Genomic DNA, 15,784 nt, shown 5'->3' with positions numbered 1-15,784 from the left:
GGTGGGGAGAGACCTACGGAAGGAGACCCGGCATGTCGTTCGACACCACCGGGAACCATGGTCCGCCCGGCGGTTCCCCGCCCCTGGACGAGGGCGAGGCCGAGGACTTACTGCGCTGCATCTGCTTCAAGACGGGACCGCCCCGCAAGGTCGGTGTGGAACTCGAATGGCTCATCCACGACCGGGATCATCCCCGCGTCCCGGTCCCGCACCACCGTCTCGAAGCGGCCGCCGGCATCCTCCGGGCCCTGCCTCTGAGCGCGTCGGTCACCTTCGAGCCCGGCGGTCAGCTGGAGCTCAGCTCGCGCCCCGCCGGTTGCCTGATGGAGTGTGTCGACGCCACCGCCGCCGATCTCGCCGCGGTGCGCGCGGCCCTGGACCAGCTGGGGCTCGTGCCGGTGGGCCTCGGCGTCGATCCGTGGCACTCCCCCCGCCGTCTGCTGCGTGAACCCCGCTACGACGCGATGGAGATCGCGCTGGACCGGTCGGGCCCCGCGGGTCGCGTGATGATGTGCAACACCGCGTCCGTCCAGGTCTGTCTGGACGCCGGGGAGGAGGGGCCGGGCCCCCTGGGCTACGGGCGGCGCTGGCAGTTGTGCCATCTGCTGGGCGCGGTCCTGGTGGCCGTGTTCGCCAACTCGCCCCTGCGGCTGGGACGCCCCACGTCCTGGCGGTCCACCCGGCAGTCGTTGTGGGCCGCGCTCGACCCGTGGCGGCCGGTGGCACCGCCCCCCGGCCTGCCCCCGCGCGACGCCTGGGCCACGCACGTGCTGGACACCCCGGTGATGTGCATCCGGGACGACAGCGGGCCGTGGGCCGTGCCGAGCGGGCTGACGTTCCGCGAGTGGATCCGTTCCGGCGCGCCGAGACCGCCGGTGCGCGCCGATCTCGACTACCACATCAGCACGCTCTTCCCGCCGGTGCGGCCGCGCGGCCATCTGGAGCTGCGCATGATCGACGCCCAGTACGGTGCGGACGGCTGGCTGGTGCCGCTCGTGGTCACCACCGCCCTGTTCGACGATCCCAGGGCCGCCGAGACCGTGTTCCGTACCGTGGCACCGCTGGCCGGGACGGCGGGACCGGGGCCCGCACCGCTCAATCCGCTCTGGGTGCGCGCCGCCCGCGAGGGTCTGGCCGATCCGGAGCTGCGGGCGGCTGCGGTCACCTGCTTCGAGGCCGCGCTGGAGGCGCTGCCCCGGCTCGGGGCCTCGCGGCGGGTACAGGAGGCGGCGGCCGGATTCCACGACCGGTACGTGGCCCGGGGCCGCTGCCCGGCCGACGACCTGCCCGCACTGCTCGCGTCCGCCGCGTCCGGCGCTCCGGGCCACCCCTTCGAGGAGCCCCGCTCATGACCGACTCCTCCGTACACCGCGGCCCCGCGCCGGACGGGGCGGACCCCGAGGTGCTGCGGCAGCGTGCCCTCGCCGCGCTGCGCACCGCCCGGGACCGCACCGCGCGGCTCACCGACAGCGTGGACGACGGTGAACTGACCGCTCAGCACTCACCGTTGATGTCCCCGCTGGTCTGGGACCTCGCGCACATCGGCAACCAGGAAGAACTGTGGCTGCTGCGCGGGGTGGCCGGCCGGGAGGCGATGCGCCCGGAGATCGACGGCCTGTACGACGCCTTCGAACACCCCCGGGCGACCCGTCCCTCGCTGCCACTGCTGCCGCCCGCGGAGGCGCGGGCGTACGCGGCGGAGGTACGCGGCCGGGCCCTGGACGTGCTCGACACCACCGCCCTGGACGACGGCCGCCCTCTGGTGCGTTCCGGCTTCGCCTTCGGCATGATCGCCCAGCACGAACAGCAGCACGACGAAACGATGCTGATCACCCATCAGCTGAGGTCGGGTCCGGCCGTGCTGGCGGCGCCGCTGCCGCCGCCCGCCGAGGACCCGGCGAACCTCCCGGCCGAAGTCCTGGTCGGAGGAGGCCCGTTCACGATGGGCACCTCCACCGAGCCCTGGGCCCTGGACAACGAACGCCCGGCACATGTGCGGGACGTACCGGGCTTCTTCCTCGACACCGCACCGGTCACCTGCGGCGCGTACCAGGATTTCATCGAGGACGGCGGCTACACCGAGCGGCGCTGGTGGGCGCCCGAGGGGTGGACGATGGTCCGCGAGCACGACCTGGCCGCCCCGCTGTTCTGGCACCAGGACGCCGGTCAGTGGCTGCGCCGCCGCTTCGGGGTCACCGAGCCGGTCCCCGGGAACGAGCCGGTGCTCCACGTCAGCTGGTACGAGGCGGACGCCTACGCCCGCTGGGCCGGGCGCCGCCTGCCGACGGAGGCGGAGTGGGAGAAGGCGGCCCGCCACGATCCGGCGTCGGGGCGCTCGCGCCGTTACCCCTGGGGCGACGCGGACCCGGCGCACGGACAGGCCAACCTCGGCCAGCGCCATCTGCGGCCCGCGCCCGCCGGGGCGTACCGGCAGGGACGCTCCCCTTACGGCGCCGGGCAGCTGATCGGCGACGTGTGGGAGTGGACGGCCAGCGACTTCCTGCCGTATCCGGGCTTCTCGGCGTTCCCGTACCGGGAGTACTCGGAGGTGTTCTTCGGCCCCGCCCACAAGGTGCTGCGCGGCGGTTCGTTCGCCGTGGACGCGGTGGCGTGCCGGGGCACCTTCCGCAACTGGGACCTGCCGGTGCGGCGCCAGATCTTCTCCGGATTCCGTACCGCGAGGGATGCCTGATGTGCCGTCATCTCGCCTACCTGGGACCGCCGGTGCCGCTCGGCGAGCTGCTGACCCGGCCACCGCACTCGCTGGTCCGCCAGTCCTGGGCGCCACGACACCAGCGGTACGGCACGGTCAACGCGGACGGCTTCGGCGTCGGCTGGTACGCGGACGGCGACCCGGTGCCGGGGCGGTACCGGCGCCGGGGCCCGGTCTGGGGTGACGAGACCTTCGCCGACCTGGCCCGGGTGGTGCGCAGCCCGGCACTGCTCGCCGCCGTCCGGGACGCCACCGAGGCGGGCGCCGACGGCGAGGCTGCCGCCGCCCCGTTCACCGCCGGGCCGCTGCTGTTCAGCCACAACGGCGCGGTGAAGGGCTGGCCGTGGTCGGTCGCCCCGCTCGCCGCGGCACTGCCCCCGGCCGAACTGCTGGCCCTCACCGCGCGCTGCGACTCGGCGCTGCTCTGGGCCCTGGTGCGGCGGCGCCTCGCGGACGGCGACGGGCTGCCGGAGGCCGTCACCGGCACGGTGCTGGACGTGGCCGCCGCGGCACCGGAGTCCCGGCTGAACCTGCTGCTCACCGACGGCACGTCGATCGTGGCGACGGCCTGGGGCGACACCCTGTGGTGTCTCACCGGGCCGGGCCCGCGCACGGTCGTGGCCTCGGAACCGTACGACGACGATCCGCGCTGGCGCCCGGTCCCCGACCGCACCCTGCTGGTGGCGACCCGCGCCGATGTCTCACTGACCCCGCTCAAGGAGCCCCTTGCGTGAGCCCGTTTCTGCTGACCCGCACCCTGCCCGCCGACGCGACGGACGCGGCGCTGCGCGCCGATGTCCTGCACGGCCTGACCCGGCACCCCAAGACGCTGCCGCCCAAGTGGTTCTACGACTCCCGGGGCAGTGAGCTGTTCGAGGAGATCACCCGGCTGCCCGAGTACTACCCGACCCGCGCGGAGCGGGAGATCCTGGTCGAGCGGAGCGACGCGATCGCCCGCGCCTCGGGGGCCCGGACCCTGATCGAACTGGGGTCGGGTTCGTCCGAGAAGACCCGCCATCTGCTGGACTCGCTGCCCTCGCTGCACAGTTACGTACCGGTCGATGTCAGCGAGAGCGCGCTGTGCGGCGCCGCCGAGGTGCTCCTCGCGCAGCGGCCCGCGCTCTCGGTGCACGCCCTGGTCGCCGACTTCACGGGCGGGCTGGCGCTGCCCGGCACTCCGGGGCCCCGGCTGCTGGCGTTCCTCGGCGGCACGATCGGCAACCTGCTGCCCGAGGAGCGCGCGGCGTTCCTGCGGTCGGCACGGTCGCTGCTCTCCCCGGGCGACGCCCTGCTGCTCGGCACCGATCTGGTGAAGGAGGAGAAGGTACTGGTCGCCGCCTACGACGACGCGGCCGGAGTGACCGCGGAGTTCAACCGGAACGTGCTGCGGGTGGTGAACCGGGAGCTGGGCGCGGACTTCGACGCGGACGCCTTCGGCCATGTGGCGCTCTGGGATCCGGAGCACGAGTGGATCGAGATGCGGCTGCGGTCCCGGCGGGCGCAGACGGTGAAGATCCCGGCCCTGGATCTGCTGGTGAGCTTCGAGGCCGGTGAGGAAATGCGTACGGAGGTGTCGGCGAAGTTCCGCCGGGAGGGGGTCCGGGCGGAACTGGACGCGGCCGGTCTGCGGCTGGATCAGTGGTGGACGGATTCCGGGGAGCGGTTCGCGCTCTCGCTGGCGACAGCTCTCTGAGCACGGCGGGCCAGGGCGCGGCGGCCGGGGAACCCGCCCGCCGGGATCGGCGCCAGCACGCGGATCTCGGCGGTCAGCCCGGCCGCCGTCACCACCCGCCACAGTGAGGTGAGGAGCGGGTCGTCGCCGACGAAGGCGGCGGCACCGGCCGGGACGTGGTCGTTGGCCGGTGCCGGCTTCTGGCGGCCGGGGGGCCGCGGGGGCGCGGTGTGGTAGCTGAGGTGTACCGGCAGGACCGTGGCGTTCGCGTCGATCGCGGCCTGGAAGGCGGCCGGTGCGAACCGGCCGCCGGGTCCGCGCCCGCACCAGGTGGTGCCCTCCGGGTAGACCACCACCCGCCCGCCGCGGCGCAGCGCCGCGGCGAGGGCACGGACGGTCGCGGGCAGCGCGCGCAGCCGGTCGCGGTCGACGAAGAGGGTGCCGCCGCGCGCGGCGAGCGGGCCGAGCAGCGGCCAGTCGCGGATCTCGCGCTTGGCCAGCATCCGGCCGGGAAGCACGGCGGCGACGAGTGGGATGTCCAGCCAGGAGATGTGGTTGGCGACGACGAGCGTGCCCGTCGTCCCGGAACTCACCGGCGTCCCCGGCGTCCCCGGCGTCCCCGGCTTCCTGGCGGACGGCACGGGGGCTCCGGTGATCCGCACCCGTACGCCGAAGGCGCGCACGACCCCGTACGACCAGCGCCGGATCAGCCGTTCCCGGCGGGCCGCCCCGAACAGGGGCAGCAGGGGTGCCCCCAGCGCACCGGCCAGGACGCAGGCGCATCCGGCGAGCAGCAGGGCCGCGGCGGCCGGGCGGCGGCGTCTCCGGCCGGTGTGACCGGCGCAGGTGCGCGGGGTGCAGGGTGCGGTGGGCAGCCAGGGGTTCATCGCAGCGGGGCGAGGGCGAGGAAGTGGCGCAGGTAGCGGGGGTCGGTGCGGCGCAGCGACAGCAGGACGTAGAGGTCGGCGACGTCGAAGTCCGGGTCGTGGGCGGGGGCCCCGCACACCTGGGCGCCCAGCCGCAGGTAGCCGCGGAGCAGCGGGGGCAGGGTGGCGAGCCCGGTGCGCACCGGCCGTGCTGCGGCGGTGGGCTGCCACAGGCGGCGCGGGGTGACCCAGTGGTCCTCGGGGGCGAGGTACTTGGTCCGTACGGTCTCCCAGGCACCGGCCGCCGCGGCGCCGCCGTCGGCGAGGGGGATCGAGCAGCAGCCGGCCAGCCAGTTGTGTCCGGTGCGTTCCATGTAGCGGGCGAGTCCGGCCCAGATGAGGGCTATGACGGCGCCGTCGCGGTGGGCGGGGTGGACGCAGGACCGTCCGACCTCGACCAGGTCGTCGCGGATCGGGCCGAGCCGTCCGAGGTCGAACTCGCTCTCCGCGTAGAGGCCCCCGGCGGCCCTGGCCCGCTCGGGCGGCAGGACCCGGTAGGTGGCGACGACCTCGCCGGTGGTCTGCTCCCGGACGAGCAGGTGGTCGCAGTACGCGTCGAAGGCGTCGGTGTCCAGGCCGGGTTCGGTGCCGTCCAGCCGGGCGCCGAGCTCACCGGCGAAGACCTGGTGGCGCAGGCGCTGGGCGGCACGCACCTCGTCCCGGCCGGCGGCCAGGGACACCCGGTAGCGCGGCTGGGCGGGGGCGGCGGAGGGCGAAGTGGCGGGGAGGGAGGCAATGGGCAGCGCGTTCATGACAATCTCCCGGACGGATCGGTAAGGGCGGCTGCCGGGCCGCCGCACGGGGTGCGACGGCCCGGCCCCTTACTTCTTCCGTGACCGGCTTGATTCGACATGACCGCCCGGGAGCGCCGACATGTGGGACGCCTGAATCCCGGGGGTGGCCAGAAGCGGCCCCCCGGAGCCACCGCCGGGCGGTGCGGGTCAGTCCGCGGAGAGCTTGGCGGTGATCTTCGACGAGGCGTTCCGCGCCTCGCGCGCCGGGTCGCCGCCCTCCAGCACCGCCGTCATGTACGGCTTGATCGGGTTGTCGGCCTCGACGTCGGCCCACTGCGGGGAGTTGGGGGTCGCCCGGCCCTGGACGGCGCCCTTGGCCATCGCCGCCGTGCCCGCCTGGCCCGTCACGACACTCGCGAGGCCGGGCTTGTTGGGCACGTAGCTCATGGTCCGGGCGAGCTCCTCCTGCCACTTCCGGCCCGCCAGCGCCTTGACCACCTCGATGCCCTCGGCGCGCCGGTCCGCCTTCTCCGGAACGATGAGGTCGGAGCCGCCGGTGAAGACGGTGCCGGGCGCCTTCGCACTCTTTCCCGGAATGGGGAAGTAGCCCAGCTTGCCCTTGAGTTCAGGATTCCGCTTCAGGATCTGCGCCACGCTGCCGGGCACCGAAATGATCTGCGCGACATTACCCTCGGCGAACACGTCGGACTGCGGGGGCTTTTCCTCGTCAGCATCCTTGGGCCCGTCGCCGAGTCCCTGGAGTTCCTTGTAGAACTTCATACCGCGGAGCGCCGCGGGACTGTCCAGGGCTCCCTTCCACACACCGCCCTCGTCCACGGCCAGTTCACCGCCCTCGTCCCAGATGAATCCGGCGAGTACGTACCAGTTCTGGCCCGCGAGATAGATTCCCTGGTTTCCGTCCTCGTTCAGCAGCCGGGTGTCGGCGATCCACTCGGCCCGGGTCTTCGGCGGGTTCTTGATTCCGGCGCGCTCGAAGATCTCCTTGTTGTAGATCACCACACGGTTGGCCGCATACCAGGGAATGCCGTACTGCAGGCCGTTGACGCTGCCCGGATCGGCGAGGCCCGGGAGCCAGTCCTCGCTGCCGAGGTCCCTCACCGCCTCCAGGGTCAGATCGCGCAGACCGCCGCTCTCCGCGTACTGGGCGACCTGGGTGTTTCCGACCTCGATGACGTCGGGGGTGTCCTTACCCTTCAGGGCGCGAATGACCTTCGGACCGATTCCGCTCCAGCTCTGGAACTTGAACTCCAGCTCGATGGAGGGGTGTTCCTTCTCGAAGTCCGCGGTGAAACGCTTGAGGAAATCGGCGGAAACACTGTCCTTCATCAGCCAGACAGTGACTTTCCCGCCGTCAGAAGCACCCGATCCCCATCCCACTCCACAGCCTCCCAGCGCAAAGGAGGAAACGAGCGCGACGGCACCGACGAGTATGCGGTTCTTCACCAGGTTCACCTTCTGCTGAACAAATAACGACTGGATTCAGGAACCCGGTGTGGGGGACTGCGGGCGGCGCTCGCACGGGCGTGGCTGGATTTTGGTATGGACCATTGATTTGGTCAAGCGGCGTTCATCGGTTGTTTCACTCGCCGACCCCTCGCGGAGTCGGGCCGGATGGGGCACCGTGATAAGGACGAGAGGAGACATAAGATGTCAAACCACACCTATCGGGTCACCGAAATCGTGGGAACCTCCCATGAAGGGGTCGATGACGCCATCCGCCGAGGCGTCGCAAGAGCTTCGGAAACGTTGCACAATCTCGACTGGTTCGAGATCACTCAGGTGCGCGGCGAGATCAGGGACGGCCGGATCGAGCACTACCAGGTGGGCCTGAAGGTCGGGTTCCGGCTCGACGAGACCAGCTGACCCGCCCGGCCCGTCCCGGCCCGTCCCTTCCCGGCAGGCCACGGCGGGTCGCGCCGGGTCAGGTACGGCCCTCCCGCTCCTGGGCGTCCCGGAGCGCCTCGGACGACGTCGCCCAGCGGGCCCGCACCACGGAGAATCCGGCCCGTTCGGCCGCGTCGCAGACGAGTTCGTCGTCGTCGACCAGCATCCGCACCTCACGCTCCCGGCCCAGCCGGCGCAGGATCTCCAGCTTGGTCCGCCGGGCCGGTCGGCGGTCGTCGTTGCCGCGCATGTACACCCGCCCGTCGGGCAGCCCGTGCGCGGCCAGCCAGGCCAGGGTGTCCCGGCGGCACCGCTCGGGCCGCCCGGTGAGGTATCTGACCTCGCACTCCTCGGCGCTGCTCAGCGCCAGCCGCACCCCTTCGGCCAGCGGCGGGTCATCGACGGCCGCCGCGAAGAAGCCGTCCCAGTCGCGCCGCGGGCCCTCCAGGTAGTGCTGACGGTGGCCGCTGTCCGCGAGCGTGCCGTCCACATCGAATACGGCCAGAGGCCGCGGGTCGCTCTTCACTCCCCCATCCCATCAGACCAGCACGGCCACCAGAAGGACCAGGGCGAACGCTCCGGCCGCCACCGCGGCGGCCCGCAACGACCGGCGCCGGGACCAGACCGGGAGCACCTCCGGGCCGCCCTGTCCGGGGAAGACGCAGAAGACGTGGCCGGGGTCGTCCGCTATCGCCACCGACACCAGGGGCAGCCACTCAAGCTCGGCGCGCCTGGCGGCCTCGCCCGGCCGGGCCGCCAGGGCCGCACGGACCGCCTTCACGTGCTCCGGGTCCAGCGTCCCGGGGAGCGGTGCCCGCGCCGAGGTCAGGGTGGCCCGCTCCCAGGTGCCGCCGCTCCCGGTCCGCCGCCGGACGCGCAACGGCGGCGCGGGGTCCGGCAGTCTCGCCGTGCTGTGTCGCGGGGCCCGGCCGACCAATCCGGCGGTCCAGCGGGCGAGCGGGCCCGTACCGTCGCACGGGGCGTGCTTCGTGGCCCCCTCACCCTCGCAGGCCGGGCAGTTCCGCAAGCCCGTGCCGTCGCACCGCGGGCACGGATCGGCGCCCCGGCCACGGCACTTCGGGCAGGCCGACCGGAGCTTGCCGCACTTCACGCAGGTGGTCCGCGCACCAGCCCCGTCGCCCACGGCTCCGTTCCCGCGGCGCTTGCCGGTGCCGTCGCACCAGGTGCACGACTCCTCCCCCTCGCAGGCGGCACACCCCGCCCCGGTCCGGCAGACCGGTTTCCCCGCTCCCCGGCAGCGCGGGCACGGCCGGCGCCCCGCAGGCCACCGTCCGTACCAAGCCGCTGAGCACCAGCTCCACCTCGTGCGGCCGGACCGGGTCCGTCGGCGGCCCGGCCGGGTGGCCGCCCAGCTCCCCCTCGTACGTCGGCAGCCCCGAGGGGTCGTACCGTCCGGGCCTGGTCTCCGTCCGGGTGGCGCGGGTCTCCACGGAGCGCACGACGCGCAGACCGAGCATCGGGAGCGGGGTGATGTCGGCGCCGGTGCGCCGCAGTTGCCAGCCCTGTCCTGGGCGGCCGATGTGCCGGGCGACCGCTTCGAGGGCGTCGCCCCCGGACAGTGCCCCGGCCATGACGGCGTGCGCCTCCCGGCGGGCGCGCCACGCGCCCGGGGCGGCGTACGGTCGGCGCCGTCCGGCCTGCAAGAGGTCCGTATGTGCACCACGGCGGGCGCCTCCGCACACACCCCGCGTACCCGCCCGCGCACCCGCCCGCGCGCGGAGGGGGCATCCCCCGCTCGCGTTCCGTGAAGACCGCAAAGGTTGTACACGATGCGCATGGAACCAAAAACGAGCGTAAAGCTATATTCATCTTTGTGGCATCCAACGTAAACCAAGTGAAGCGAATACTCCTCCGCTCGGGGAAGAGCCCCTACGACGTGGTACCGGTCGAGCGCGCCCTGCACGAGGACGTGTTCGCCACCAACGCGGGCAACCTGATCTTCAGCGACGCCGCTCACAAGATCCTTGAGACGCCACACACGGAGGTGGTGTCCAACGGCATCGCCACCAGGGTCGCCGACGCGGACCGCATCAACAGCGAGTACGACGCCTTCGTCATCCCGCTGGCCAACGCCTTCCGGCCGTCCTTCGAACCGCAGCTGAAACGGCTGACCACGCTCATCTCGAAGCTGAAGATCCCGGTGGTCGTCCCGGGTGTCGGCGCCCAGACCGGAGTCAACTACTCCGCGGACCGGCTGAAGCCGATGCAGTCCACGGTCCACGCCTTCGTCTCCGCCGTGCTCGACCACAGCGCCTCGATCGGGGTCCGCGGCGAGTTCACCGAGCGGTACCTGCGGGACATGGGTTTCCGTGACGTGGACGTCATCGGCTGCCCGTCGATGTTCCTGCACGGCGAGAAGCTCACCATCCGGGAGGACGGCCAGGCCCTCGGCGCCGGATCGCGGATCGCCGTCAACGGTTCGCACGACGCGGTGCGCAAGACCAAGCTCGGGCAGATCATCAGCCGGACCCACACGTACTACCCGCACCTGCGGTTCATCGGCCAGAACCTGTCCGACGCCCGCCAGCTGCACTGGCGCGACCTGTCGCACCCGAACGCCGCGGTCACCAACATCCCCACCCACCCCGACCACCCGATGTACGCGGAGGACAAGGTCCGCGTCTACATCGACCCGGTCACCTGGATGGACGACCTGCGGGGCTTCGACTTCTCCTTCGGCTCGCGGATCCACGGCAACATCGCCGCACTGCTGGCCGGGACGCCCGCCACCGTGCTGTGCGGCGACTCCCGGACCCTGGAGCTGTGCCGCTACTTCGACATCCCGCACCGGATGCTCACCGAGGCTCCGGCCCACCTCGACCCCTCCGAGCTGTACGAGACGGCCGACTTCGGGCCGCTGACGCGCGGTCACCGGGAGCGGTTCGACCGGTTCACCAACTTCCTCGACAAGAACGGCCTGGCGAACACCTTCACCCACGGCGACAGCGGCGCGGCCTTCGAGAGCCGGATGAGCAAGCTGGCCTTCCCGCCGGGCGTCCGCCCCTGGACCGGCCCGGAGGCCGCCGAGCTGGCCCCCCGGCTGAACTGGCTGCAGACCCAGCTCACCGATCTGAGCGCCGAGAACACCAAGCTGAAGCGCCGGATCGCCAAGGCCGCCGCGGTGCCCGTTCAGCGCTCGACGTACCAGCGCGCCCGCAGCGTCGTGGGACGGCCCATCAAGCGCGCGCTGCGCCCCTCCCGCTGATCCGACGGTCTCCGGGGCCGGTCCGCCGGTCCCGGCTCCGGGCTGCCGGAAGACCTACTATCGGAGTGTTTGCCCCGGTCCGCCGGTGTCACCCCGATCCGTACGGAGTTGCACACATATGCCCACACCCCACGATCCGTACGTCCGGGTGCGCGGCGCCCGTGAGCACAACCTCCAGGACGTCTCGGTCGACATCCCGCGCGACACCCTCACCGTCTTCACCGGCGTCTCCGGCTCCGGGAAGTCCTCGCTCGCCTTCGGGACGATCTACGCGGAGGCCCAGCGCCGCTACTTCGAGTCCGTCGCCCCGTACGCACGGCGGCTGATCCACCAGGTCGGGGCACCCGCGGTCGGCGAGGTCACCGGCCTGCCGCCCGCCGTCTCGCTGGAGCAGCGCCGCTCGGCGCCCGGCGCCCGCTCGTCCGTCGGCACGGTCACCACGCTCTCCAACTCGCTGCGGATGCTGTTCTCGCGGGCCGGGGACTATCCGGCCGGGGCCGGGCGGCTGGACTCCGACGCCTTCTCGCCGAACACCGCCGCCGGGGCCTGCCCGACCTGCCACGGCCTCGGCCTCGTCCACCGCACCACCGAGGAACTGCTGGTCCCCGACCCCTCGCTGTCAATCCGCGAGGGGGCGATCGCCGCCTGGCCGGGGGCCTGGCAGGGCAAGAACCTGCGCGATGTACTGGACGCGCTGGGACATGACGTCGACCGGCCCTGGCGCGAGCTGCCCGCCCCGGAGCGGGAGTGGATCCTCTTCACCGACGAGCAGCCGGTGGTGACGGTCCATCCGGTGCGCGAGGCGGGACGCATCCAGCGCCCCTACCAGGGCACGTACATGAGCGCCCGCCGCTATGTGATGCACACCTTCGCGGACTCCAAGAGCCGTACGCTGCGGGCGAAGGCCGAACGGTTCCTGACCGCCGCACCGTGCCCGGACTGCCACGGCAGCCGGCTGCGTCCGCAGGCGCTGGCGGTCACCTTCGCCGGGCGGACGATCGCGGAGCTGGCCGCGCTGCCGCTGACCGCGCTCGCGGAGCTGCTGGACACGGCGGGCGGCGACAGCACGGCGCGGGTGCTGACGGCGGATCTGCTCGCCCGGATCGGTACGGTCACCGAGCTCGGCCTCGGCTATCTCAGCCTCGACCGGACGGCCCCGACGCTCTCCTCCGGCGAGCTGCAACGGCTGCGGCTGGCCACCCAGCTCCGCTCGGGCCTCTTCGGGGTCGTCTACGTACTGGACGAGCCGTCGGCCGGTCTCCACCCGGCGGACACCGCGTCGCTGCTGGGGGTCCTGGGGCGGCTGAAGGACGCCGGGAACACGGTTTTCGTGGTGGAGCACCAGATGGACGTGGTGCGGCGGGCGGACTGGCTGGTCGATGTGGGACCGCTGGCCGGCGAGCACGGGGGCCGCGTGCTGCACAGCGGCCCCCCGGCCGGGCTCGCGCAGGTGGCGGAGTCGGCCACCCGGCGTTTCCTGTTCGACGAGGGGCCCGCACCGGAGCGTGCCGTGCGGACTCCCACGGGGTGGCTGCGGCTGAACGGGGTCGACCGGCACAATGTCCGCGGAGTGGACGCGGCCTTCCCGCTCGGCGTGTTCACCGCCGTCACGGGCGTGTCGGGATCGGGGAAGTCGACGCTGACCGGCCAGGTGCTGGCCGGGCTGCTCACCGACCGGCGGCCGTCCGCCGGCACCGGGGAGCCGGGCACGGAGCCCGCGAGCCGCTGGTGCGCGTCGGCCGAGGGGCTGTCGGCGGTGGACCGGCTCGTCCAGGTCGACCAGCGGCCGATCGGCCGGACGCCCCGGTCCAACCTGGCCACGTACACCGGGCTCTTCGACGTCGTGCGGAAGCTGTTCGCCGCCACGGACACGGCCCGAGAGCGCGGCTACCGGGCCGGGCGGTTCTCCTTCAACGTGGCGGGCGGGCGGTGCGAGACCTGCCAGGGCGAGGGCTTCGTCTCCGTGGAACTCCTCTTCCTGCCCAGTACGTACGCGCCCTGCCCGGACTGCCACGGAGCCCGGTACAACCCGGAGACGCTGGAGGTGACCCTGCGCGGGCTCGACATCGCGCAGGTGCTGGACCTGACGGTCGAGTCGGCGGCCGGGTTCTTCGCGGGCACACCGGCCGCCGAGCGCAGTCTGCGGACCCTGCTCGACGTCGGGCTCGGGTATCTGCGGCTCGGGCAGCCCGCCACGGAGCTGTCGGGCGGCGAGGCCCAGCGGATCAAGCTGGCGGCCGAACTCCAGCGCACCCGCCGGGGCCACACGCTGTACCTGCTGGACGAGCCGACGACAGGGCTGCACCCCGCCGATGTCGAGGTACTGATGCGGCAGTTGCACGGCCTCGTCGGCGCGGGCGACACCGTGGTGGTCGTGGAGCACGACATGGCCGTGGTGGCGGGGTCCGACTGGGTGATCGACCTCGGTCCCGGCGGCGGAGACCGGGGCGGCCGGGTCGTGGCGGCGGGGACACCGGCCGAGGTGGCGACGGCGCCCGGCAGCCGCACGGCGGCGTACCTGGCCGCGGCACTCCGCCACCCCTGACATCAACTCCCGTGCACCTGGAGCGAGTTGCCGTATCCGGCAAGCAATGGGGAATGAAACGGCAAAGACCCTTGACCGCGTTCTGGTCCAGACCAATTATGGGCATGCCTCACGGCCGCTCCACACCGTGCGGCGTGTGACCCCCGGCCGGGCTTCACAGGAACGGGCCGCGCCCTTCGACGGGCGTGGCCGAGCCGTGCGATCCGCCCGTCGTCTCACCCCCCTGGGAGCATCCCCCATGCGATGTCCAAGAGCACTCGGCGCAGTCCTGAGCGTCCTGGCCACCACCGTCGCCTCCGCCGGACTGGTCCTCGGCGCAGGTGCCGGGGCCGAGGCCGCCCCCACCGCCGCGACCCCGATGCCGGCCCATGTCTTCGCCCCGTACTTCGAGGCGTGGAACGGTGACAGCCCGGCCGCGCTGTCGCAGGCCTCCGGCGCCAAGTACCTGACCATGGCCTTCATCCAGACCGAGGCCCGCGGTTCCTGCACGCCCTACTGGAACGGCGATTCCAGCACCCCGATCGCCCAGTCCGAGTTCGGCGCCGACTTCACCACCATGCGGTCGCGGGGCGGTGACGTGATCCCGTCGTTCGGGGGGTACACCGCCGACAACGAAGGCACCGAGATCGCCGACAGCTGCACCAGCGTCGACTCGATCGCCGCCGCGTACGAGAAGGTCATCACGACCTACGACGTGTCCCGCCTCGACATGGACATCGAGGACAACTCGCTGGACAACAACGCCGGGATCGACCGCCGCAACAAGGCCCTCAAGAAGGTCCAGGACTGGGCCGCCGCCAACGGGCGCCCGCTGCAGATCTCGTACACCCTGCCCACCACCACGAGCGGTCTGGCCGACAGCGGTCTCGCGGTGCTGGAGAACGCGGTGTCCAACGGCACCCGGGTCGATGTCGTGAACCTCATGACGTTCGACTACTACGACGGCGCCTCGCACAACATGGCGCAGGACACCAAGACGGCGATCAGCGGCCTCAAGGACCAGCTCGCCGGGCTGTATCCGTCGAAGACCGAAGCGCAGCTGTGGGGCATGGCCGGCATCATCGAGATGCCCGGCATCGACGACTACGGCCCGGCCGAGACGTTCACCACGGCGGACGCCCCGGTCGTCTACAACTGGGCGGTCTCCAAGGGCCTGAGCACCCTGTCGTTCTGGGCCCTCCAGCGCGACAACGGCGGCTGCCCCGGCACCGGCGGCAGCGACACCTGCTCCGGGATCGCGCAGGACACCTGGTACTTCAGCCACACCTTCGCACCGTTCACCCGGGGCGGTGGCGGTCCGGTGACGGACGACTACTCGGTGGCCCTCTCCCCCGGCTCGGCCACGGTGGCTCCCGGCGGTTCGGTGACCGCGGCGGTGAACACCGCGGTCACCTCGGGCAGCGCCAAGACCGTCGCGCTGACGACGAGCGGGGCGCCCGCCGGGGTGAGCGCGACGCTCAGCACCGGCTCGGTGACCGCGGGCGGCAGCGCGAAACTGACGGTCGCCGCCTCGGCCTCCGCGGCGCCGGGCACGTACCGGATCGATGTGACCGGCACCTCCGGCACGCTGAGCCACACCGCGTCCTTCACCCTGACGGTGTCGGGACCGGGCGGCGGCACCGGGGTCCTGGTCAACGGCGACCTGGAGAGCGGCTCGCTCAGCCCGTGGACCTGTGAAACGGGTGGCGCGGTCGTCTCCACCCCGGTGCACGGCGGTACGCACGCGCTCGCCGCGGCGGCCACCGCCTCGCAGACCGGCGAGTGCGCGCAGACCCTCACCCTGTCGCCCAGCACCACGTACACGCTGAGCGGCTGGGTGCAGGGCGACTACGGATACCTCGGGGTGCGCGGCGACGCGACCGCGAGTGTCTGGGGTTCGTCGAGCGGCTACGCGAAGCAGTCGGTGAAGTTCACCACCGGTTCCACCGGGAAGGTGACCGTCTATCTGCACGGCTGGTACGGACAGGGCACGGTCCACGGCGACGACCTCTCCGTGACGTCCTGATCCGCCACGGCCGGTGAGTCTTCCCGGTCCCGGGGGTGGGCGGCCCCCGGGACCGGGA

The 15,784-nt window shown here is 72.6% G+C and carries 14 protein-coding genes; 8 read left to right on the top strand and 6 right to left on the bottom strand.

Annotated features, from left to right (window positions below; genetic code table 11):
- Positions 1 to 32 precede the first annotated feature (32 nt).
- From egtA to egtD, 4 genes are read left to right on the top strand one after another with little or no spacing between them, the layout of a single operon-like run.
- Positions 33 to 1,352, top strand: a complete 1,320-nt coding sequence (egtA, locus tag ACFVWY_RS10070; RefSeq protein WP_389869297.1) for an ergothioneine biosynthesis glutamate--cysteine ligase EgtA — start codon at positions 33 to 35, stop codon at positions 1,350 to 1,352.
- Positions 1,349 to 2,692, top strand: coding sequence for an ergothioneine biosynthesis protein EgtB (gene egtB / locus ACFVWY_RS10065; RefSeq protein WP_389869294.1), 1,344 nt, complete (start codon positions 1,349 to 1,351; stop codon positions 2,690 to 2,692). The genes egtA and egtB overlap by 4 nt, the downstream gene beginning before the upstream one ends.
- Positions 2,692 to 3,447, top strand: a complete 756-nt coding sequence (gene egtC, locus ACFVWY_RS10060; RefSeq protein ID WP_389869291.1) for an ergothioneine biosynthesis protein EgtC — start codon at positions 2,692 to 2,694, stop codon at positions 3,445 to 3,447. The genes egtB and egtC overlap by 1 nt, the downstream gene beginning before the upstream one ends.
- Complete coding sequence (gene egtD / locus ACFVWY_RS10055) at positions 3,444 to 4,406, top strand: L-histidine N(alpha)-methyltransferase (RefSeq protein WP_389869289.1); 963 nt, start codon at positions 3,444 to 3,446, stop codon at positions 4,404 to 4,406. The genes egtC and egtD overlap by 4 nt, the downstream gene beginning before the upstream one ends.
- Here egtD and ACFVWY_RS10050 read toward each other — a convergent pair.
- From ACFVWY_RS10050 to ACFVWY_RS10040, 3 genes are all read right to left on the bottom strand, one after another.
- Positions 4,349 to 5,272, bottom strand: a complete 924-nt coding sequence (locus tag ACFVWY_RS10050) for a lysophospholipid acyltransferase family protein (protein WP_389869288.1) — start codon at positions 5,270 to 5,272, stop codon at positions 4,349 to 4,351. The genes egtD and ACFVWY_RS10050 overlap by 58 nt on opposite strands.
- The gene (locus ACFVWY_RS10045; protein WP_389869286.1) at positions 5,269 to 6,063 is read right to left on the bottom strand and encodes a GNAT family N-acetyltransferase; all 795 of its coding nucleotides are present in this window, start codon (positions 6,061 to 6,063) and stop codon (positions 5,269 to 5,271) included. Before ACFVWY_RS10045 ends, ACFVWY_RS10050 begins: the two co-directional genes overlap by 4 nt.
- Positions 6,064 to 6,252: 189 nt before the next feature.
- Positions 6,253 to 7,509: an extracellular solute-binding protein gene (locus ACFVWY_RS10040; protein WP_389869284.1), complete on the bottom strand. Its 1,257-nt coding sequence runs from the start codon at positions 7,507 to 7,509 to the stop codon at positions 6,253 to 6,255.
- Between the two features lie 204 nt (positions 7,510 to 7,713).
- Between ACFVWY_RS10040 and ACFVWY_RS10035 the strand changes: the two genes are divergently transcribed.
- A complete protein-coding gene (locus ACFVWY_RS10035; RefSeq protein WP_389869281.1) occupies positions 7,714 to 7,929 on the top strand; it encodes a dodecin in 216 nt (71 codons plus the stop codon).
- A gap of 58 nt (positions 7,930 to 7,987) precedes the next feature.
- On the opposite strand, the gene ACFVWY_RS10030 is transcribed toward ACFVWY_RS10035, so the two are convergent.
- From ACFVWY_RS10030 to ACFVWY_RS10020, 3 genes are all read right to left on the bottom strand, one after another.
- Positions 7,988 to 8,476 carry a hypothetical protein gene (locus tag ACFVWY_RS10030; protein ID WP_389869279.1) on the bottom strand — a complete coding sequence of 163 codons (489 nt, stop codon included), beginning with the start codon at positions 8,474 to 8,476 and terminating at the stop codon, positions 7,988 to 7,990.
- 12 nt (positions 8,477 to 8,488) lie between these two features.
- Positions 8,489 to 8,830, bottom strand: a complete 342-nt coding sequence (locus ACFVWY_RS10025; RefSeq protein ID WP_389869276.1) for a hypothetical protein — start codon at positions 8,828 to 8,830, stop codon at positions 8,489 to 8,491.
- 118 nt (positions 8,831 to 8,948) lie between these two features.
- Complete coding sequence (locus ACFVWY_RS10020) at positions 8,949 to 9,542, bottom strand: hypothetical protein (protein ID WP_389869275.1); 594 nt, start codon at positions 9,540 to 9,542, stop codon at positions 8,949 to 8,951.
- A gap of 263 nt (positions 9,543 to 9,805) precedes the next feature.
- Between ACFVWY_RS10020 and ACFVWY_RS10015 the strand changes: the two genes are divergently transcribed.
- The 3 genes from ACFVWY_RS10015 to ACFVWY_RS10005 all read left to right on the top strand — a co-directional run bounded on the left by ACFVWY_RS10015 (position 9,806) and on the right by ACFVWY_RS10005 (position 15,726).
- Positions 9,806 to 11,176: a polysaccharide pyruvyl transferase family protein gene (locus ACFVWY_RS10015; RefSeq protein ID WP_389869273.1), complete on the top strand. Its 1,371-nt coding sequence runs from the start codon at positions 9,806 to 9,808 to the stop codon at positions 11,174 to 11,176.
- Positions 11,177 to 11,294: 118 nt separating this feature from the next.
- Positions 11,295 to 13,721 carry an ABC transporter gene (locus ACFVWY_RS10010; RefSeq protein ID WP_389869271.1) on the top strand — a complete coding sequence of 809 codons (2,427 nt, stop codon included), beginning with the start codon at positions 11,295 to 11,297 and terminating at the stop codon, positions 13,719 to 13,721.
- A 238-nt stretch (positions 13,722 to 13,959) separates the two neighbouring features.
- Positions 13,960 to 15,726, top strand: a complete 1,767-nt coding sequence (locus ACFVWY_RS10005; protein ID WP_389869268.1) for a glycosyl hydrolase family 18 protein — start codon at positions 13,960 to 13,962, stop codon at positions 15,724 to 15,726.
- Positions 15,727 to 15,784: the final 58 nt, after the last annotated feature.

The organism is Streptomyces sp. NPDC058195, from assembly GCF_042883525.1.
In the GTDB taxonomy this organism is placed as follows: Bacteria; Actinomycetota; Actinomycetes; order Streptomycetales; family Streptomycetaceae; genus Streptomyces.
This window is presented reverse-complemented; position numbering and strand designations above follow the sequence as displayed.